Genomic DNA, 14,231 nt, shown 5'->3' with positions numbered 1-14,231 from the left:
CGGGCCGCACCCCATTTATGATGCAACCGATCCCGCGATGACCGACCACACCCGTTCCGCCACACCCTTCCGGGTTGCCGCGCTGCAGATGGTGAGCACGCCGGACGTCACACGCAATCTCGCCGAAGCGCGCCGCCTGATCGCGGAAGCCGCCGGCGAAGGCGCACAGCTCGTGCTGCTGCCCGAGTATTTCTGCTTCATGGGCCATCGCGACACCGACAAGCTCGCGCTCGCCGAGCCGTACCAGGACGGCCCGATCCAGCGCTTCCTCGCGGACGCCGCGCGCCGCCACGGCATCTGGGTGATCGGCGGCACGCTGCCGCTGAAGGCGCCCGAGCCCGATCGCGTGCTGAACACGACGCTCGTGTTCGATCCGTCCGGCAACGAGGCCGCGCGCTACGACAAGATCCACCTGTTCAACTTCGAGAAAGGCGACGAATCGTTCGACGAGGCCCGCACGATCCGCGCGGGCGACACGGTCGTCGCGTTCGACGCGCCGTTCGGGCGGGTCGGCCTGTCGGTCTGTTACGATCTTCGCTTTCCGGAGCTGTATCGCCGGATGGGCGACTGCGCGCTGATCGTCGTCCCGTCGGCATTTACGTACACGACCGGCCGCGCGCACTGGGAAACGCTGCTGCGCGCGCGGGCCGTCGAAAACCAGTGCTACGTGCTGGCGGCCGCGCAGGGCGGCAAGCACGAGAACGGCCGGCGCACCTGGGGCCACAGCATGCTGATCGACCCGTGGGGCGAGATCGTCGCGGTCCGCGATGTCGGCGCGAGCGTCGTGCTCGGCGCAATCGATCCGCAACGCATTGCCGACGTGCGCCAGAGCCTGCCCGCGTGGCGGCACCGCGTACTGACCTGAATCCGCCGCGCCGCTTGAAACGCCGCGCGGCCAACCCATCTGCCCAGCAGCACCCGACAACTTTTTGAGAAACCCCGATATCCGCATGAACATCATCGAACCCGGCATCCGCAACCTCGCGCTGGCGAAGGACATCCTGCTCACGCCGTACGGCCTCGACGAAAGCCTGCTCACGCGCACGATCGCCGACATTTTCACGCACCGCGTCGACTACGCGGACCTGTACTTCCAGGCGACCCGCAGCGAAGCGTGGAGCCTCGAGGAAGGCATCGTCAAATCGGGCAGCTTCAGCATCGACCAGGGCGTCGGCGTGCGCGCGGTCGCGGGCGACCGCACCGCGTTCGCGTACTCGGACGACCTGTCGCCGGAAGCGATCGCGCAAGCCGCCGCGGCCACCAAGGCGATCGCGGCCGCCGGCGGCGGCCGCCAGAAGATCAAGGCCGCGACGTCGCTGAAGGGCATCTCGGGCCGCGACCTGTACCTGCCGTCCGATCCGCTCGCGTCGCTCGACGCGACGGCCAAGGTCAAGCTGCTCGAGCGCATCGAGCAGATGGCGCGCGGCCGCGACCCGCGCATCACGCAGGTGATGGCCGGCCTCGCCGGCGAATACGACGTCGTGCTGGTCGCGCGCAGCGACGGCGCGCTCGCGGCCGACATCCGCCCGCTCGTGCGCGTGTCGGTCACGGTGATCGCCGAGCAGAACGGCCGCCGCGAGATCGGCTCCGGCGGCGGCGGCGGCCGCTTCGACTACGGCTACTTCACCGACGACGTGCTGTCGCGCTACGTCGACGACGCCGTGCACGCGGCACTCGTCAACCTCGACGCCCGCCCCGCACCGGCCGGTGCGATGACGGTCGTGCTCGGGCCGGGCTGGCCGGGCGTGCTGCTGCACGAGGCGATCGGCCACGGCCTCGAAGGCGACTTCAACCGCAAGGGTTCGTCCGCGTTCGCGGGCCGGATCGGCGAGCGGGTGGCAGCCAAGGGCGTGACCGTCGTCGACGACGGCACGCTGCCGAACCGCCGCGGTTCGCTGAACATCGACGACGAAGGCAACCCGACGCAGTGCACGACGCTGATCGAGGACGGCATCCTGAAGGGCTACATCCAGGACACGCTGAACGCGCGCCTGATGAAGATGCCGGTCACGGGCAACGCGCGGCGCGAGTCGTACGCGGCGCTGCCGATGCCGCGCATGACGAACACGTACATGCTGAACGGCGACAAGGATCCGCAGGAAATCATCGCGTCGGTGAAGCACGGCCTGTACGCGGTGAACTTCGGCGGCGGCCAGGTCGACATCACGAACGGCAAGTTCGTGTTCTCGGCGTCCGAGGCGTACATGATCGAGAACGGCAAGATCACCTACCCGGTGAAGGGCGCGACGCTGATCGGCAGCGGCCCCGAATCGCTGAAGGACGTGAGCATGATCGGCAACGACATGTCGCTCGACTCGGGTGTCGGCGTGTGCGGCAAGGAAGGCCAGAGCGTGCCGGTCGGCGTCGGCCAGCCGACCCTGCGGATCGACAGGATGACGGTCGGCGGTACGGCATAACCGCATCGCGGCGCAGACAATCCGCGCATTTTGAAGAAAACGCGCGGATTATCCGCATTTTCGACCGGTCCCGGTTGCCAGCCGCCCGGCGACGCGGTATAAATTCCGAATCAACTTTTTTGACGAACCGAATCCCCGTCATGTCCGCCAAGTTTTACTTTTACTTTTTTTGGTATCTCAGACCGCTGGCGGATCGAGAGGGTTGATGGCGCGTAAAGCGCAACCGAAATTCCCGAAAAAACCGCCGGCGAACCCGGCGGTTTTTTTTTCGCCCTTCGCCACCCGGTTGCCGCCGCAGCGGTCCCGCGGCCCCGACCGAAACCACTGAATCGCTTGAATTGATGAATCTGCCGCACGCCCGCTGATCGAACGGCGCCCGGAACCAAGGAGAAACAGCATGCCCCCGCACAACACCGACGACGTCCGCATTCGCGAACTCAAGGAACTGACGCCGCCCGCCCACCTGATCCGCGAATTCGCGTGCTCCGAAGCCGCGTCCGAGCTGATCTACAACTCGCGCCAGTCGATGCACCGCATCCTGCACGGGATGGACGACCGGCTGATCGTCGTCGTCGGGCCGTGCTCGATCCATGACACGAAGGCGGCGATCGAATACGCAGGCCGACTCGTGAAGGAACGCGAGCGCTTCAAGGGCGAACTGGAAATCGTGATGCGCGTGTACTTCGAGAAGCCGCGCACGACGGTCGGCTGGAAGGGCCTCATCAACGATCCGCACCTCGACAACAGCTTCAAGATCAACGAAGGGCTGCGCACCGCGCGCGAGCTGCTGTTGCAGATCAACGAGATGGGGCTGCCGGCCGCGACCGAATACCTCGACATGATCAGCCCGCAATACATCGCCGACCTGATCTCGTGGGGCGCGATCGGCGCGCGCACGACCGAGTCGCAGGTGCACCGCGAGCTCGCGTCGGGGCTGTCGTGCCCGGTCGGCTTCAAGAACGGCACCGACGGCAACGTGAAGATCGCGGTCGACGCGATCAAGGCCGCATCGCAGCCGCACCATTTCCTGTCGGTGACGAAGGGTGGCCACTCGGCGATCGTGTCGACGGCCGGCAACGAGGACTGCCACGTGATCCTGCGCGGCGGCAAGGCGCCGAACTACGACGCCGACAGCGTGAACGCCGCCTGCGCGGACATCGGCAAGGCCGGCCTCGCCGCGCGCCTGATGATCGACGCGAGCCACGCGAACAGCTCGAAGAAGCACGAGAACCAGATCCCCGTTTGCGCGGACATCGGCCGCCAGATCGCGGCCGGCGACGCCCGCATCGTCGGCGTGATGATCGAGTCGCACCTCGTCGAGGGCCGCCAGGACCTGAAGGAAGGCTGCGAACTGACCTACGGCCAGAGCATCACCGACGCGTGCATCGCGTGGGACGACAGCGTGAAGGTGCTCGAAGGCCTCGCGGAATCGGTCAAGGCACGCCGCGTCGCGCGCGGCAGCGGCAACTGACGGCATCAGTGTGGCGCGATCACGCCACACTGATGCCGCGCGTCTGACGCTCGGCCCGCAACGAAAAAGCCCGGCTCATGCCGGGCTTTTTTATTGTCCACCGACCGCCGGCCGGTACATCACTCGAGCGCGCCCGAACCGAAGATCTCGGTGTTGATGCGTTCCGGCGCGACGCCGAGCGCGACCAGCGCATCGCGTTGCGCCTTCATGAACGCGATCGGACCGCAGACGTAGTAGTCGGCGTCCGGCACCAGCGCGTAGTGCTGCACGCGTTCCGGCGTGAGGCGCCCTTCCAGGTCATGGTCGATGCCGACGCGATCGTTCGGGCCGACCAGCTCGTACAGCACCGTGCGCTTGACGTTCGCATGCGTGCGCACGGTGTCGTTCAGCCAGTCGCGGAACGCATGCACGGCGCCCGAGCGGCATGCATGGACGAACCGCACGTCGCGCTTGCTGCCTTCCTCGACCAGCGTCGACGCCATCGACACCATCGGCGTCAGGCCGACGCCGCCGGAGATCAGCACGACCGGCGTCTCGACGCCACGCTTCAGCGAGAACTCTCCCATCGGCGCAGTGACCTCGACGATCGCGCCCTCTTCCACGCCGTCGTGCATCAGCGTCGACACCTTGCCGGCCGGGATCGCTTCCGGCCGGCCGGCCTCGCGCTTCACCGAGATGCGCAGCCACTTGCCGTGCGGCGCATCGGACAGGCTGTACTGGCGCGGCTGGTCGACGCCGAGATCGCCGACGAAACGCTTCACCGTGAGGTACTGGCCCGGCTCGAAGGTCGGCGCCGCGCCGCCGTCGGCGGGCGTCAGGTAGAACGACGTGATCTCGTCGCTCTCGCGCACCTTGCGCGCGACCTTGAACGGGCGGAAGCCGCTCCACGCGGCGCCCGCGTACAGGTCGGCCTCGGCGCCGATCAGGATCTGCGCGAGCTGGCCGTACGCGACGCGCCATGCCTCGAGCGTCTCGGCGTCGACCGCGTCGCCGAGCACTTCGACGATCGATGCGAGCAGGTTCTCGCCGACGATCGGGTAATGCTCGGGGCGGATGTTCAGGCTCGCGTGCTTGTGCGCGATGTGCGACACCGCCCCGCCCAGCGCACCGAGATTGTCGATGTTCGCCGCATACGCATAAACGGCCTTCGCGAGCGTTTCCGGCTGGCTGCCGGTCTTCTGGTGCGTCTGGTTGAACAGGTTCTTCAGTTCCGGATGGCGCGCGAACATGCGCTGGTAGAAGTGCTTCGTGATCGTCGCGCCGTGAACGGCGAGAACTGGGGCAGTGGCCTTCACGCGAGCCATCTGGTCAGCGGTGATGTGGGTCATGTTCGTTCTCCGTTAAACATGCTCACACAATACATGTTTAAAAATTCAGCTTCACCCAGGCAAATTGTCGCAGTGCGCAAACGTACCGCGACCGATTAGCGGACGCGGCCGCGCTCCCACAGCACGTCCGCCCCGCCGCCGGCACGGTTCAGCACGCGCGCCAGCACGAACAACAGGTCGGACAGCCGGTTCACGTAGCGCCGCGGTGCATCATTGAGCGTTTCGGTGCGCCCGAGCGCGACGATCGAACGCTCCGCACGGCGGCACACCGTCCGGCACACGTGCGCGAGCGACGCCGCGCGCGAGCCGGCCGGCAGGATGAATTCCTTCAGCGGCGGCAGCGTCGCGTTGTAGTCGGCAAGCCACTGGTCGAGGCGCGCGAGATGCGTGTCGTCGAGCACCGTGTGGCCGGGAATGCACAACTCGCCGCCGAGATCGAACAGGTCGTGCTGGATCGTGACGAGCGCCGTGCGCACGTCGTCCGGCAGCGTCTCGGCAAGCAGCACGCCGAGGTTCGAATTCAGTTCGTCGACGTCGCCGATCGCGGCGATCCGCGCGTCGTCCTTGCCGATGCGCCGTCCGTCGCCGAGGCCGGTGGTGCCGTCGTCGCCGGTGCGCGTGGCGATCTTGCTCAAGCGGTTGCCCATGCGAATGTCCTCTCGTGCGCGGCCGCGCTGCGGCCCGGTTGGCTGGAACGCGATTATCGCAGCCCGCGGCGGCAGGCGCAGCGGACGTTACAGCGTAGAATGGGCCGAAAGTTCGACAAGCCGTCAGGAGACATTCGTGAATCACCCTGCCCCGCCGGCCATCACGCGCCGCCCGCTGCCTCCCGCCATGCTCGATGCGCTGCGCGCCGCCTTCGGCGAGCGCGTGTCGACCACCGACGCGGTCCGCGCGCACCACGGCCGCGACGAATCGCCGTTCGATCCGCAACTGCCCGATGCCGTCGTGTTCGCGCACAGCGCGGACGACGTGCGCGAAGTCGTGTCGCTGTGCTCGCTCTACAGCGTGCCGCTGATTCCGTACGGCGCCGGCTCGTCGCTCGAAGGCCATCTGCTCGCGGTGCGCGGCGGCGTGTCGCTCGACTTGTCGGAAATGAACCGCGTGCTGTCGATCAACGCCGAAGACCTGACCGTGACGGTCGAGCCGGGCATCACGCGCAAGGCGCTCAACGAAGCGCTGCGCGACACCGGCCTGTTCTTCCCGATCGATCCGGGCGCCGACGCCAGCATCGGCGGAATGACCGCGACCCGCGCATCGGGCACCAACGCCGTGCGCTACGGCACGATGCGCGAGAACGTGCTCGGCCTGACCGCGGTACTCGCCGACGGCCGCGTGGTGAAAACCGGCTCGCGTGCGCGCAAGTCGTCGGCAGGCTATGACCTCACGCGCCTGTTCGTCGGCTCCGAAGGCACGCTCGGCGTGATCACCGAGATCACGCTGCGCCTGCACCCGCTGCCGGAAGCCGTGTCGGCCGCGATCTGCACATTCCCGACGATGGGCGACGCGGTGCGCGCCGTGATCGAGACGATCCAGATCGGCGTGCCGATCGCGCGCGTCGAATTCGTCGATGCGCTCGCCGTGCGCTCGATCAACCGCCATTCGAACCTGACGCTCACCGAAGCGCCGACGCTGTTCTTCGAATTCCACGGCACCGAGGCCGGCGTGAAGGAGCAGGCCGAACTCGTGCAGGCGCTCGCCGGCCAGAACAACGGCCAGGGCTTCGAATGGGCGACCCGCCCCGAAGACCGCACGCGCCTCTGGGCCGCGCGCCACAACGCGTACTTCGCGATGCTGCAGCTGAAACCCGGCTGCCGCGCGGTGACGACCGACGTGTGCGTACCGATCTCGCAGCTCGCCGCGTGTGTCGAGGAAACCGAAGTCGACCTGCGCGCGTCGTCGCTGCCCTGCCCGATCGTCGGCCACGTCGGCGACGGCAATTTCCACGTCGCGATCCTGATCGATCCCGACAAGCCCGAGGAGATCGCGGAAGCCGAGCACATCAACGACAGGATCGTCGAGCGCGCGCTGCGCCTCGGCGGCACCTGCACGGGCGAGCACGGCGTCGGGCTGCACAAGATGCGCTTTCTGCCGAAGGAGCACGGCGACAACGCGATCGACACGATGCGCGCGATCAAGCTCGCGCTCGATCCGCGCAACCTGATGAATCCGGGCAAGATTTTCACGTGCTGACACGGCGGCGCGACGCCGCGCCGCCTGCTGCAGGAGACCCAATGAACGCTCCCGTCGAACTGTCGAGCGCCGCCCGCGCGCAGCGTCAGCGCGAAGTCGTGCAGGCGCTGATGGCCGTGCTGCCGACGCACTGTCTGCTGTACCGCGACGAAGACACGGCGCCGTACGAATGCGACGGCCTGTCCGCGTACCGCCGCCTGCCGCTCGCGGTCGCGCTGCCGGAAACGGAATCGCAGGTGCAGCGGATCGTGCAGATCTGCCGCCGCATGGAAGTGCCGATCGTGCCGCGCGGCGCGGGCACGAGCCTGTCGGGCGGTGCGCTGCCGATCGCGCTCGGCGTCGTGCTGTCGCTCGCGCGCTTCACGCGCATCGTCGAAGTCGATCCGTACGCGCGCACGGCGACCGTGCAGCCCGGCGTGCGCAACCTCGCGATCTCGGAAGCCGCCGCGCCGTACGGCCTCTATTACGCGCCCGATCCTTCGTCGCAGATCGCCTGCACGATCGGCGGCAACGTCGCGGAAAATTCCGGCGGCGTCCATTGCCTGAAATACGGGCTGACCGTGCACAACGTGATGCGCGTGCGCGCGGTGACGATCGACGGCGAGATCGTCGAATTCGGCTCGCTCGCGCTCGACATGCCGGGCCTCGACCTGCTCGCCGTGATGATCGGCAGCGAGGGGATGTTCGCGATCGTCACCGAGGTCACGGTGCGGCTGATCCCGAAGCCGCAGACCGCGCAGCTCGTGATGGCGAGCTTCGATGACGTCGTCAAGGGCGGCGAGGCCGTCGCGGCGATCATCGCGTCGGGCATCATCCCGGCCGGGCTCGAGATGATGGACAAGCCGGCCACGCAGGCCGTCGAGGCGTTCACGCACGCGGGCTACGACCTCGACGCGAAAGCGATCCTGCTGTGCGAATCGGACGGCACGCCGGAAGAAGTCGCCGAGGAGATCGTGCGGATGACGGCCGTGCTGCGCGAACACGGCGCGACGCGCATCCAGGTATCGCGCAACGAACAGGAGCGGCTGCGCTACTGGTCGGGCCGCAAGAATGCATTTCCGGCCGCCGGCCGCATTTCCGCGGACTATTACTGCATGGACGGCACCGTGCCGCGCCGCGCGATCGGCCCGTTGCTCGCGCGCATCGAACAGCTCGAGACGCGCTACGGGCTGCGCTGCATCAACGTGTTCCATGCGGGCGACGGCAACATGCATCCGCTGATCCTGTACAACGCGAACGATCCGGACGAGCTGCACCGCGCCGAGCAGTTCGGCGCGGAAATCCTCGAATGCTGCGTGGAATTCGGCGGCAGCGTGACGGGCGAGCACGGCGTCGGCATCGAGAAGCTCAATTCGATGTGCGTACAGTTCTCGCCGCAGGAGCGCGACGCGTTCTTCGCGGTCAAGCGCGCATTCGATCCGGCCGGCCTGCTGAACCCGGACAAGGGTATCCCGACCCGTGCGCGCTGCGCCGAGTACGGCCGCCAGCACGTGCGCGGCGGGCTGCTGCCGCACCCCGACCTGCCGCGCTTCTGAGCGGTGCGCGGGTCGCGGCCCGTGCCCGCGGCCAGGCCGCGGCGGTCGGCCGTGCCCGTGCGGCCCGTTCGCGCGGCGACGCGGGCATACGATCCGCGATACGGGGCTTAGGGATAGTCGCGATGTGGAATCGCGCCACCCCGGTACAATCGACCGAACAACAAGTCGAGGCAGCAACAGAACATGGAAGAGGACGACATCGTCGCCGGATGGGCCGAGCGCATTCGCGCAGCCAGTGCCGACGGCCGGCCGCTGCGGATTCGCGGCGGCGGCACCAAGGACTGGTACGGCCAGGCGCTCGAGGGCGAAATACTCGACACGCGCGCGTTTCAGGGCATCGTGTCGTACGACCCGGCCGAACTCGTCGTCACGGTCCGCGCGGGCACGCCGCTCGCGCAGCTTGAAACCGTCCTCGCCGAGTGCGGCCAGATGCTGCCGTTCGAGCCGCCGCACTTCGGCCGCGCGGCCACGGTCGGCGGCTGCGTCGCGGCCGGCCTCGCGGGCCCGCGGCGCGCCACCTGCGGCGCGCCGCGCGATTTCGTGCTCGGCGTCACGCTGATGAACGGCCGCGGCGAAATGCTGCGCTTCGGCGGGCAGGTCGTGAAGAACGTCGCCGGCTACGACGTGTCGCGGCTGATGGCCGGCGCGCTCGGCACGCTCGGGCTGATGCTCGACCTGTCGATCAAGGTGCTGCCGATGCCCGTCGCCGAGGTCACGCTGAAGTTCGAGATGACCGCGACCGACGCGGTGCGCAAGCTCAACGAATGGGGCGGCCATCCGCTGCCCGTCAGCGCGAGCGCCTGGCGCAACGGCACGCTCGTGCTGCGCCTGTCGGGCGCCGAGGCGGCCGTGAAATCAGCAAAGACGCTGCTCGGCGGCGAAGTCGTCGACGCGGTCGAAGCCGAGCGCTTCTGGGCCGGCCTGCGCGAGCATACCGACCCGTTCTTCAACGGCATCCCGCCCGGCTACGCACTATGGCGCCTCGCGCTGCCGTCGATCACCGAACCGATGCACCTGCCCGGCACCCAGCTGATGGAATGGGGCGGCGCGCAGCGCTGGTGGATCACCGACGCCGATGCGCAGACCGTACGCATGAGCGCGAAGCAGGCCGGTGGCCACGCGACGCTGTTCCGCGCGGGCGACGCGTACGACCGCAGCGCCGGCGTGTTCACGCCGCTTCCCGCCCCGATGATGAAGATCCACCGCGGGCTGAAGGCCGCGTTCGATCCCGCGCGCATCTTCAACCGCGGCCGGCTCTACCCCGATCTCTGAGAGCTCGATGCAAACGAACCTCGCCGATTTCATCCGCAACACGCCCGACGGCGACGAGGCCGACGCGATCCTGCGCAAGTGCGTGCACTGCGGGTTCTGCACCGCGACCTGCCCGACCTACCAGCTCCTCGGCGACGAACTCGACGGCCCGCGCGGGCGCATCTACCTGATCAAGCAGATGGTCGAAGGCGCGCCCGTCACGCGCAGCACGCAGCAGCACCTCGACCGCTGCCTCACGTGCCGCAGTTGCGAGACGACCTGCCCGTCCGGCGTCCAGTACGGCCGGCTCGTCGAGATCGGCCGCAAGCACGTCGAAGCGCAGGTGCAGCGCCCCGCGCAGCAGCGGCTCATGCGCCGCGTGCTCGCGAGCCTCGTGCCGAACGCCGCGCTGTTCTCGCCGGTGATGCGGCTCGGCCAGCATGTCCGGCCGCTGCTGCCGAAGCGGCTGCGCGACAAGGTGCCGCCGCGCACGCGGCTGCTCGAATGGCCGCACCGCACGCATCCGCGCAAGATGCTGATGCTCGGCGGCTGCGTGCAGCCGTCGATGCTGCCGAACATCAACATCGCGACCGCGCGCGTGCTCGACGCGCTCGGCATCGAGACGGTCGTCGCGCCCGACGCGGGCTGCTGCGGCGCGATCCGCCTGCACCTGAACTATCACGACGAAGCGCTCGACGACGCACGCCGCAACATCGACGCATGGTGGCCCCACGTCGAACAGGGCGCCGAGGCGATCGTGATGAACGCGTCGGGCTGCGGCGCGACGGTGCTCGAATACGCGCACCTGCTGCGCGACGATCCGGCTTACGCGGAGAAGGCGCAGCGCATCGTGTCGCTGACGCGCGACATCTCCGACGTGCTGCTCGCGTTCGAGGCCGAACTCGCAACGCTCGCGCGGCGCCGCGCGATCCATACGGTCGCGTACCACCCGCCGTGCACGCTGCAGCACGGCCAGCAGTCGCGCGGCAAGGTCGAGCGGCTGCTCGAGACGCTCGGCATCGACGTGCGGCTGCCCGCCGACAGCCATCTGTGCTGCGGCTCGGCCGGCACCTATTCGCTGACGCAGCCGTCGCTGTCGTACCGGTTGCGCAAGCAGAAGCTGCTGAAGCTGCAGGCACTCGAACCGCAGATGATCGTGTCGGGCAACATCGGCTGCATCGCGCACCTGCAGAGCGGCACACAGATTCCGGTCGCCCACTGGGTCCAGCTCGTCGAGCATTTGCTGTACGGCTAGCGCGACGGGCCGCCGCAGCCGGATCGCGCGCGCGGCGTCCGTATAATGAGCGGATCGATGCGCCGCGTGTCGCGGCGCATCGGCTTCAACCCGCTTCCGTGCCTGCTTTCGTGCCCGTCATGTCCGATCTCGCCGCCCGCCTCGAATCCGTTCATCGCCGCATCGCCGACGCCGCCCGCGCGGCCGGCCGCGATCCCGCCACCGTATCGCTGCTCGCCGTCTCGAAGACGTTTCCCGCCGACGACGTGCGCGCCGCGCATGCGGCCGGGCAACGCGCATTCGGCGAAAACTACGTGCAGGAATCGATCGACAAGATCGACGCGCTCGCCGAACTGCGCGCGGACCTCGAATGGCATTTCATCGGGCCGCTGCAATCGAACAAGACACGCCCGGTCGCCGAGCGCTTCGACTGGGTCCATTCGGTCGACCGGCTGAAGATCGCGCAGCGCCTGTCGGAACAACGCCCCACGCACCTGCCGCCGCTCAACGTGTGCGTGCAGGTGAACATCAGCGGCGAGGCGTCGAAGAGCGGCGTCGCGCCGGCCGACGTGGCCGACGTTGCACGCGCGGTCGCCGCGCTGCCGTCGCTGCGGCTGCGCGGCCTGATGGCGATTCCCGAACCGGCCGGCGACACCGACGCGCAACGCGCACCGCATCGCGCACTGCGCGCGCTGTTCGACACGTTGCGCGCCGACGGCCTGCCGCTCGACACGCTGTCGATGGGCATGTCCGCCGATCTCGACGCGGCCGTGCTCGAAGGTGCGACGATCGTGCGCGTCGGCACCGCGATCTTCGGCACGCGCGATTATTCGCACTGAACGCCGCACCCTTTTCCGCCCTACCGTTCACTCACTCGCTCATTCGGACATCATGAAAATCGCATTCATCGGCGGCGGCAACATGGCCGCGGCCCTGATCGGCGGCCTGATCAAGCGCGGCGTCGCCGCTGACGGCCTGTATGCCATCGACGTCAACGAAGAGGTGCGCGCGCGCGCCGCTCAGCAGTTCGGCGTGCGCACCGGCGCAGCCATCGACGCGACGCTCGCCGGTTACGACGCGGTCGTGCTCGCGGTGAAGCCGCAGGTGCTGAAGGACGTTGCGCAGGCGCTCGCGCCGCACCTGACGTCGCAGCTCGTGATCAGCATCGCGGCCGGCATCCGCGGCACGGATCTCGCGCGCTGGCTCGGCGACTACGCACGCGTCGTGCGCACGATGCCCAACACGCCCGCGCTGGTCGGCATGGGCGTGACGGGCCTCGCCGCGCTGCCGGGCGTCGACGCGGCGGGCCGCGAACTCGCATCGAACGTGCTCGGCGCGGTCGGCGAGATCGTGTGGTTCGACGACGAATCGCAGCTCGACGCCGTCACGGCCATTTCGGGCAGCGGCCCCGCTTACGTGTTCTATTTCATCGAAGCGCTGCAGGAAGCCGCGCGCCGCCTCGGCATGAACGACGAACAGGGCCGCGCGCTCGCGGTCGCGACGTTCACGGGCGCCGCGCAACTGGCCGCGCAATCGGGCGAGCCGGCAAGCGTGCTGCGCGAGCGCGTGACGTCGAAGGGCGGCACGACGGCCGCTGCGCTCGCGGCATTCGACGCGCAAGGCGTGAAGGAAGCGATCGTGCGCGGCGCGCTCGCGGCCGAAGCGCGTGCGAAGGAAATGGGTGACGAACTCGGCCGCGCGTAAGCACCGCGACCGCACGGGCTTCCCTTCCGGCACCGGCAACAAAAAAGCGGCCTCGCCGCTTTTTTGTTGGCATCGCGCGCCAGCGCGCGACCGCTTCAGTTGCCCGCCGGACCCGCCAGCAGGTAATGCGCGGCGATCCCCGCGAACAGCACGCCGCCGAGCCAGTTGTTGTGCCGGAATGCCGCGAAGCACGGCATCCGTTCGCGATCCTTGATCAGCGTGTAGTGATACAGCGCGCAGCCGACGGCGGCCGCCCAGCCGGCCCAATACACGAGACCGAAGCCGAGCGTCACGCCGACCCACACGTAGATGCCGAGCGTCGCCGCATAGCACGCCATCACGGCCGCGACGTCGAAGCGGCCGAACGTCAGCGCGGACGTGCGGATGCCGATCTTGATGTCGTCGTCGCGGTCGACCATCGCATACTCGGTGTCGTACGCAACCGACCAGAAGATGTTCGCGACCAGCATCACCCACGCGAGCGTCGGCACCGTGTCCTGCACGGCCGCGAACGCCATCGGGATGCCGAAGCCGAACGCGATGCCCAGATAGGCCTGCGGAATCGCGAAGAAGCGCTTCATGAACGGATACGAGCCCGCGACGAACAGCGCGACGACGGACAGCTCCTTCGTCAGCGTGTTCAGCGGCAGGATCAGCAGGAACGCGATGAACGACAGCCCGACCGCGATCGCGACGGCCTCCCATGCCTGGATCTTGCCCGACGTCAGCGGCCGGTCGGCCGTGCGCTTCACGTGGCGGTCGAAATCGCGGTCGGCGTAATCGTTCATCGCGCAGCCGGCCGAGCGCATCAGCAGCGTGCCGAGCGTGAAGATCACGAGCAACGGCCAGCGCGGGTGGCCGTCCGACGCGATCCACAGCGCGTTGAGCGTCGGCCACAGCAGCAGCAGGCTGCCGATCGGCTTGTCCATCCGGACGAGCCGCAGATACAGGGGAAAGCGGGCAAGCATGGCGAAGCACCGGGAAGATAACCCCGGCATTTTAGAGCCGAGCGGCCCTTCGCGTCATGTCGGGACGGCCCACAGCCGGCTGGCGGCGGTCGCGCACACACCGCCCGGGCCCGCCGCACGCGGCTGGGCA

General features: G+C 68.4%; 12 protein-coding genes. 9 read left to right on the top strand and 3 right to left on the bottom strand.

Translation table 11 applies throughout. From position 1 onward, the window contains the following. Nucleotides 1-37: 37 nt before the first annotated feature. The 3 genes from HWX87_RS29455 to aroG all read left to right on the top strand — a co-directional run bounded on the left by HWX87_RS29455 (nt 38) and on the right by aroG (nt 3,888). Nucleotides 38-865: a carbon-nitrogen hydrolase family protein gene (locus HWX87_RS29455; RefSeq protein ID WP_176050538.1), complete on the top strand. Its 828-nt coding sequence runs from the start codon at nt 38-40 to the stop codon at nt 863-865. Nucleotides 866-950: 85 nt separating this feature from the next. Next, on the top strand, nt 951-2,417 hold the full coding sequence (gene tldD / locus HWX87_RS29450; RefSeq protein ID WP_176050537.1) for a metalloprotease TldD: 1,467 nt from the start codon (nt 951-953) through the stop codon (nt 2,415-2,417). Between the two features lie 397 nt (nt 2,418-2,814). Beyond that, on the top strand, nt 2,815-3,888 hold the full coding sequence (gene aroG / locus HWX87_RS29445) for a 3-deoxy-7-phosphoheptulonate synthase AroG (RefSeq protein WP_176050536.1): 1,074 nt from the start codon (nt 2,815-2,817) through the stop codon (nt 3,886-3,888). Between the two features lie 119 nt (nt 3,889-4,007). Here aroG and hmpA read toward each other — a convergent pair whose 3' ends face one another. Both hmpA and HWX87_RS29435 read right to left on the bottom strand, forming a co-directional pair. Then, entirely contained in the window at nt 4,008-5,216 is a 1,209-nt protein-coding gene (gene hmpA, locus HWX87_RS29440) for an NO-inducible flavohemoprotein (protein WP_176050535.1), read from the bottom strand. 95 nt (nt 5,217-5,311) lie between these two features. Then, complete coding sequence (locus HWX87_RS29435) at nt 5,312-5,863, bottom strand: cob(I)yrinic acid a,c-diamide adenosyltransferase (RefSeq protein WP_176050534.1); 552 nt, start codon at nt 5,861-5,863, stop codon at nt 5,312-5,314. 136 nt (nt 5,864-5,999) lie between these two features. On the opposite strand from HWX87_RS29435, the gene HWX87_RS29430 reads away from it, so the two are divergent. The 6 genes from HWX87_RS29430 to proC all read left to right on the top strand — a co-directional run bounded on the left by HWX87_RS29430 (nt 6,000) and on the right by proC (nt 13,133). Beyond that, entirely contained in the window at nt 6,000-7,409 is a 1,410-nt protein-coding gene (locus tag HWX87_RS29430; RefSeq protein ID WP_176050533.1) for an FAD-linked oxidase C-terminal domain-containing protein, read from the top strand. 41 nt (nt 7,410-7,450) lie between these two features. Continuing rightward, the gene (locus tag HWX87_RS29425; protein WP_034187153.1) at nt 7,451-8,944 is read left to right on the top strand and encodes an FAD-linked oxidase C-terminal domain-containing protein; all 1,494 of its coding nucleotides are present in this window, start codon (nt 7,451-7,453) and stop codon (nt 8,942-8,944) included. A 183-nt stretch (nt 8,945-9,127) separates the two neighbouring features. After that, nucleotides 9,128-10,216, top strand: a complete 1,089-nt coding sequence (gene glcE / locus HWX87_RS29420) for a glycolate oxidase subunit GlcE (RefSeq protein WP_176050532.1) — start codon at nt 9,128-9,130, stop codon at nt 10,214-10,216. Nucleotides 10,217-10,223: 7 nt separating this feature from the next. Further along, nucleotides 10,224-11,450: a glycolate oxidase subunit GlcF gene (gene glcF / locus HWX87_RS29415; protein WP_176050531.1), complete on the top strand. Its 1,227-nt coding sequence runs from the start codon at nt 10,224-10,226 to the stop codon at nt 11,448-11,450. Nucleotides 11,451-11,569: 119 nt separating this feature from the next. Further along, nucleotides 11,570-12,268 (top strand): YggS family pyridoxal phosphate-dependent enzyme, encoded by a 699-nt coding sequence (locus HWX87_RS29410; protein ID WP_176050530.1) that lies wholly within the window; start codon nt 11,570-11,572, stop codon nt 12,266-12,268. Between the two features lie 52 nt (nt 12,269-12,320). Beyond that, nucleotides 12,321-13,133, top strand: a complete 813-nt coding sequence (gene proC, locus HWX87_RS29405) for a pyrroline-5-carboxylate reductase (protein ID WP_176050529.1) — start codon at nt 12,321-12,323, stop codon at nt 13,131-13,133. 95 nt (nt 13,134-13,228) lie between these two features. Here proC and ubiA read toward each other — a convergent pair whose 3' ends face one another. Then, nucleotides 13,229-14,101: a 4-hydroxybenzoate octaprenyltransferase gene (ubiA, locus tag HWX87_RS29400; protein ID WP_176050528.1), complete on the bottom strand. Its 873-nt coding sequence runs from the start codon at nt 14,099-14,101 to the stop codon at nt 13,229-13,231. Nucleotides 14,102-14,231 lie beyond the last annotated feature (130 nt).

The sequence above is a fragment of the Burkholderia sp. BCC1644 genome (genome assembly GCF_902833225.1).
In the GTDB taxonomy this organism is placed as follows: Bacteria; Pseudomonadota; Gammaproteobacteria; order Burkholderiales; family Burkholderiaceae; genus Burkholderia.
The sequence above is the reverse complement of the archived record's forward strand: the minus strand, read 5'-3'. Positions and strand labels throughout refer to the sequence as shown.

Excerpts from the sequence above, each read along its gene's own strand:
- HWX87_RS29435 (WP_176050534.1), bottom strand. The coding sequence starts at position 5,863 with ATGGGCAACCGCTTGAGCAAGATCGCCACGCGCACCGGCGACGACGGC.
- aroG (WP_176050536.1), top strand. The coding sequence starts at position 2,815 with ATGCCCCCGCACAACACCGACGACGTCCGCATTCGCGAACTCAAGGAA.
- HWX87_RS29410 (WP_176050530.1), top strand. The coding sequence starts at position 11,570 with ATGTCCGATCTCGCCGCCCGCCTCGAATCCGTTCATCGCCGCATCGCC.
- hmpA (WP_176050535.1), bottom strand. The coding sequence starts at position 5,216 with ATGACCCACATCACCGCTGACCAGATGGCTCGCGTGAAGGCCACTGCC.
- HWX87_RS29455 (WP_176050538.1), top strand. The coding sequence starts at position 38 with ATGACCGACCACACCCGTTCCGCCACACCCTTCCGGGTTGCCGCGCTG.
- glcE (WP_176050532.1), top strand. The coding sequence starts at position 9,128 with ATGGAAGAGGACGACATCGTCGCCGGATGGGCCGAGCGCATTCGCGCA.
- ubiA (WP_176050528.1), bottom strand. The coding sequence starts at position 14,101 with ATGCTTGCCCGCTTTCCCCTGTATCTGCGGCTCGTCCGGATGGACAAG.
- HWX87_RS29425 (WP_034187153.1), top strand. The coding sequence starts at position 7,451 with ATGAACGCTCCCGTCGAACTGTCGAGCGCCGCCCGCGCGCAGCGTCAG.
- proC (WP_176050529.1), top strand. The coding sequence starts at position 12,321 with ATGAAAATCGCATTCATCGGCGGCGGCAACATGGCCGCGGCCCTGATC.
- glcF (WP_176050531.1), top strand. The coding sequence starts at position 10,224 with ATGCAAACGAACCTCGCCGATTTCATCCGCAACACGCCCGACGGCGAC.
- tldD (WP_176050537.1), top strand. The coding sequence starts at position 951 with ATGAACATCATCGAACCCGGCATCCGCAACCTCGCGCTGGCGAAGGAC.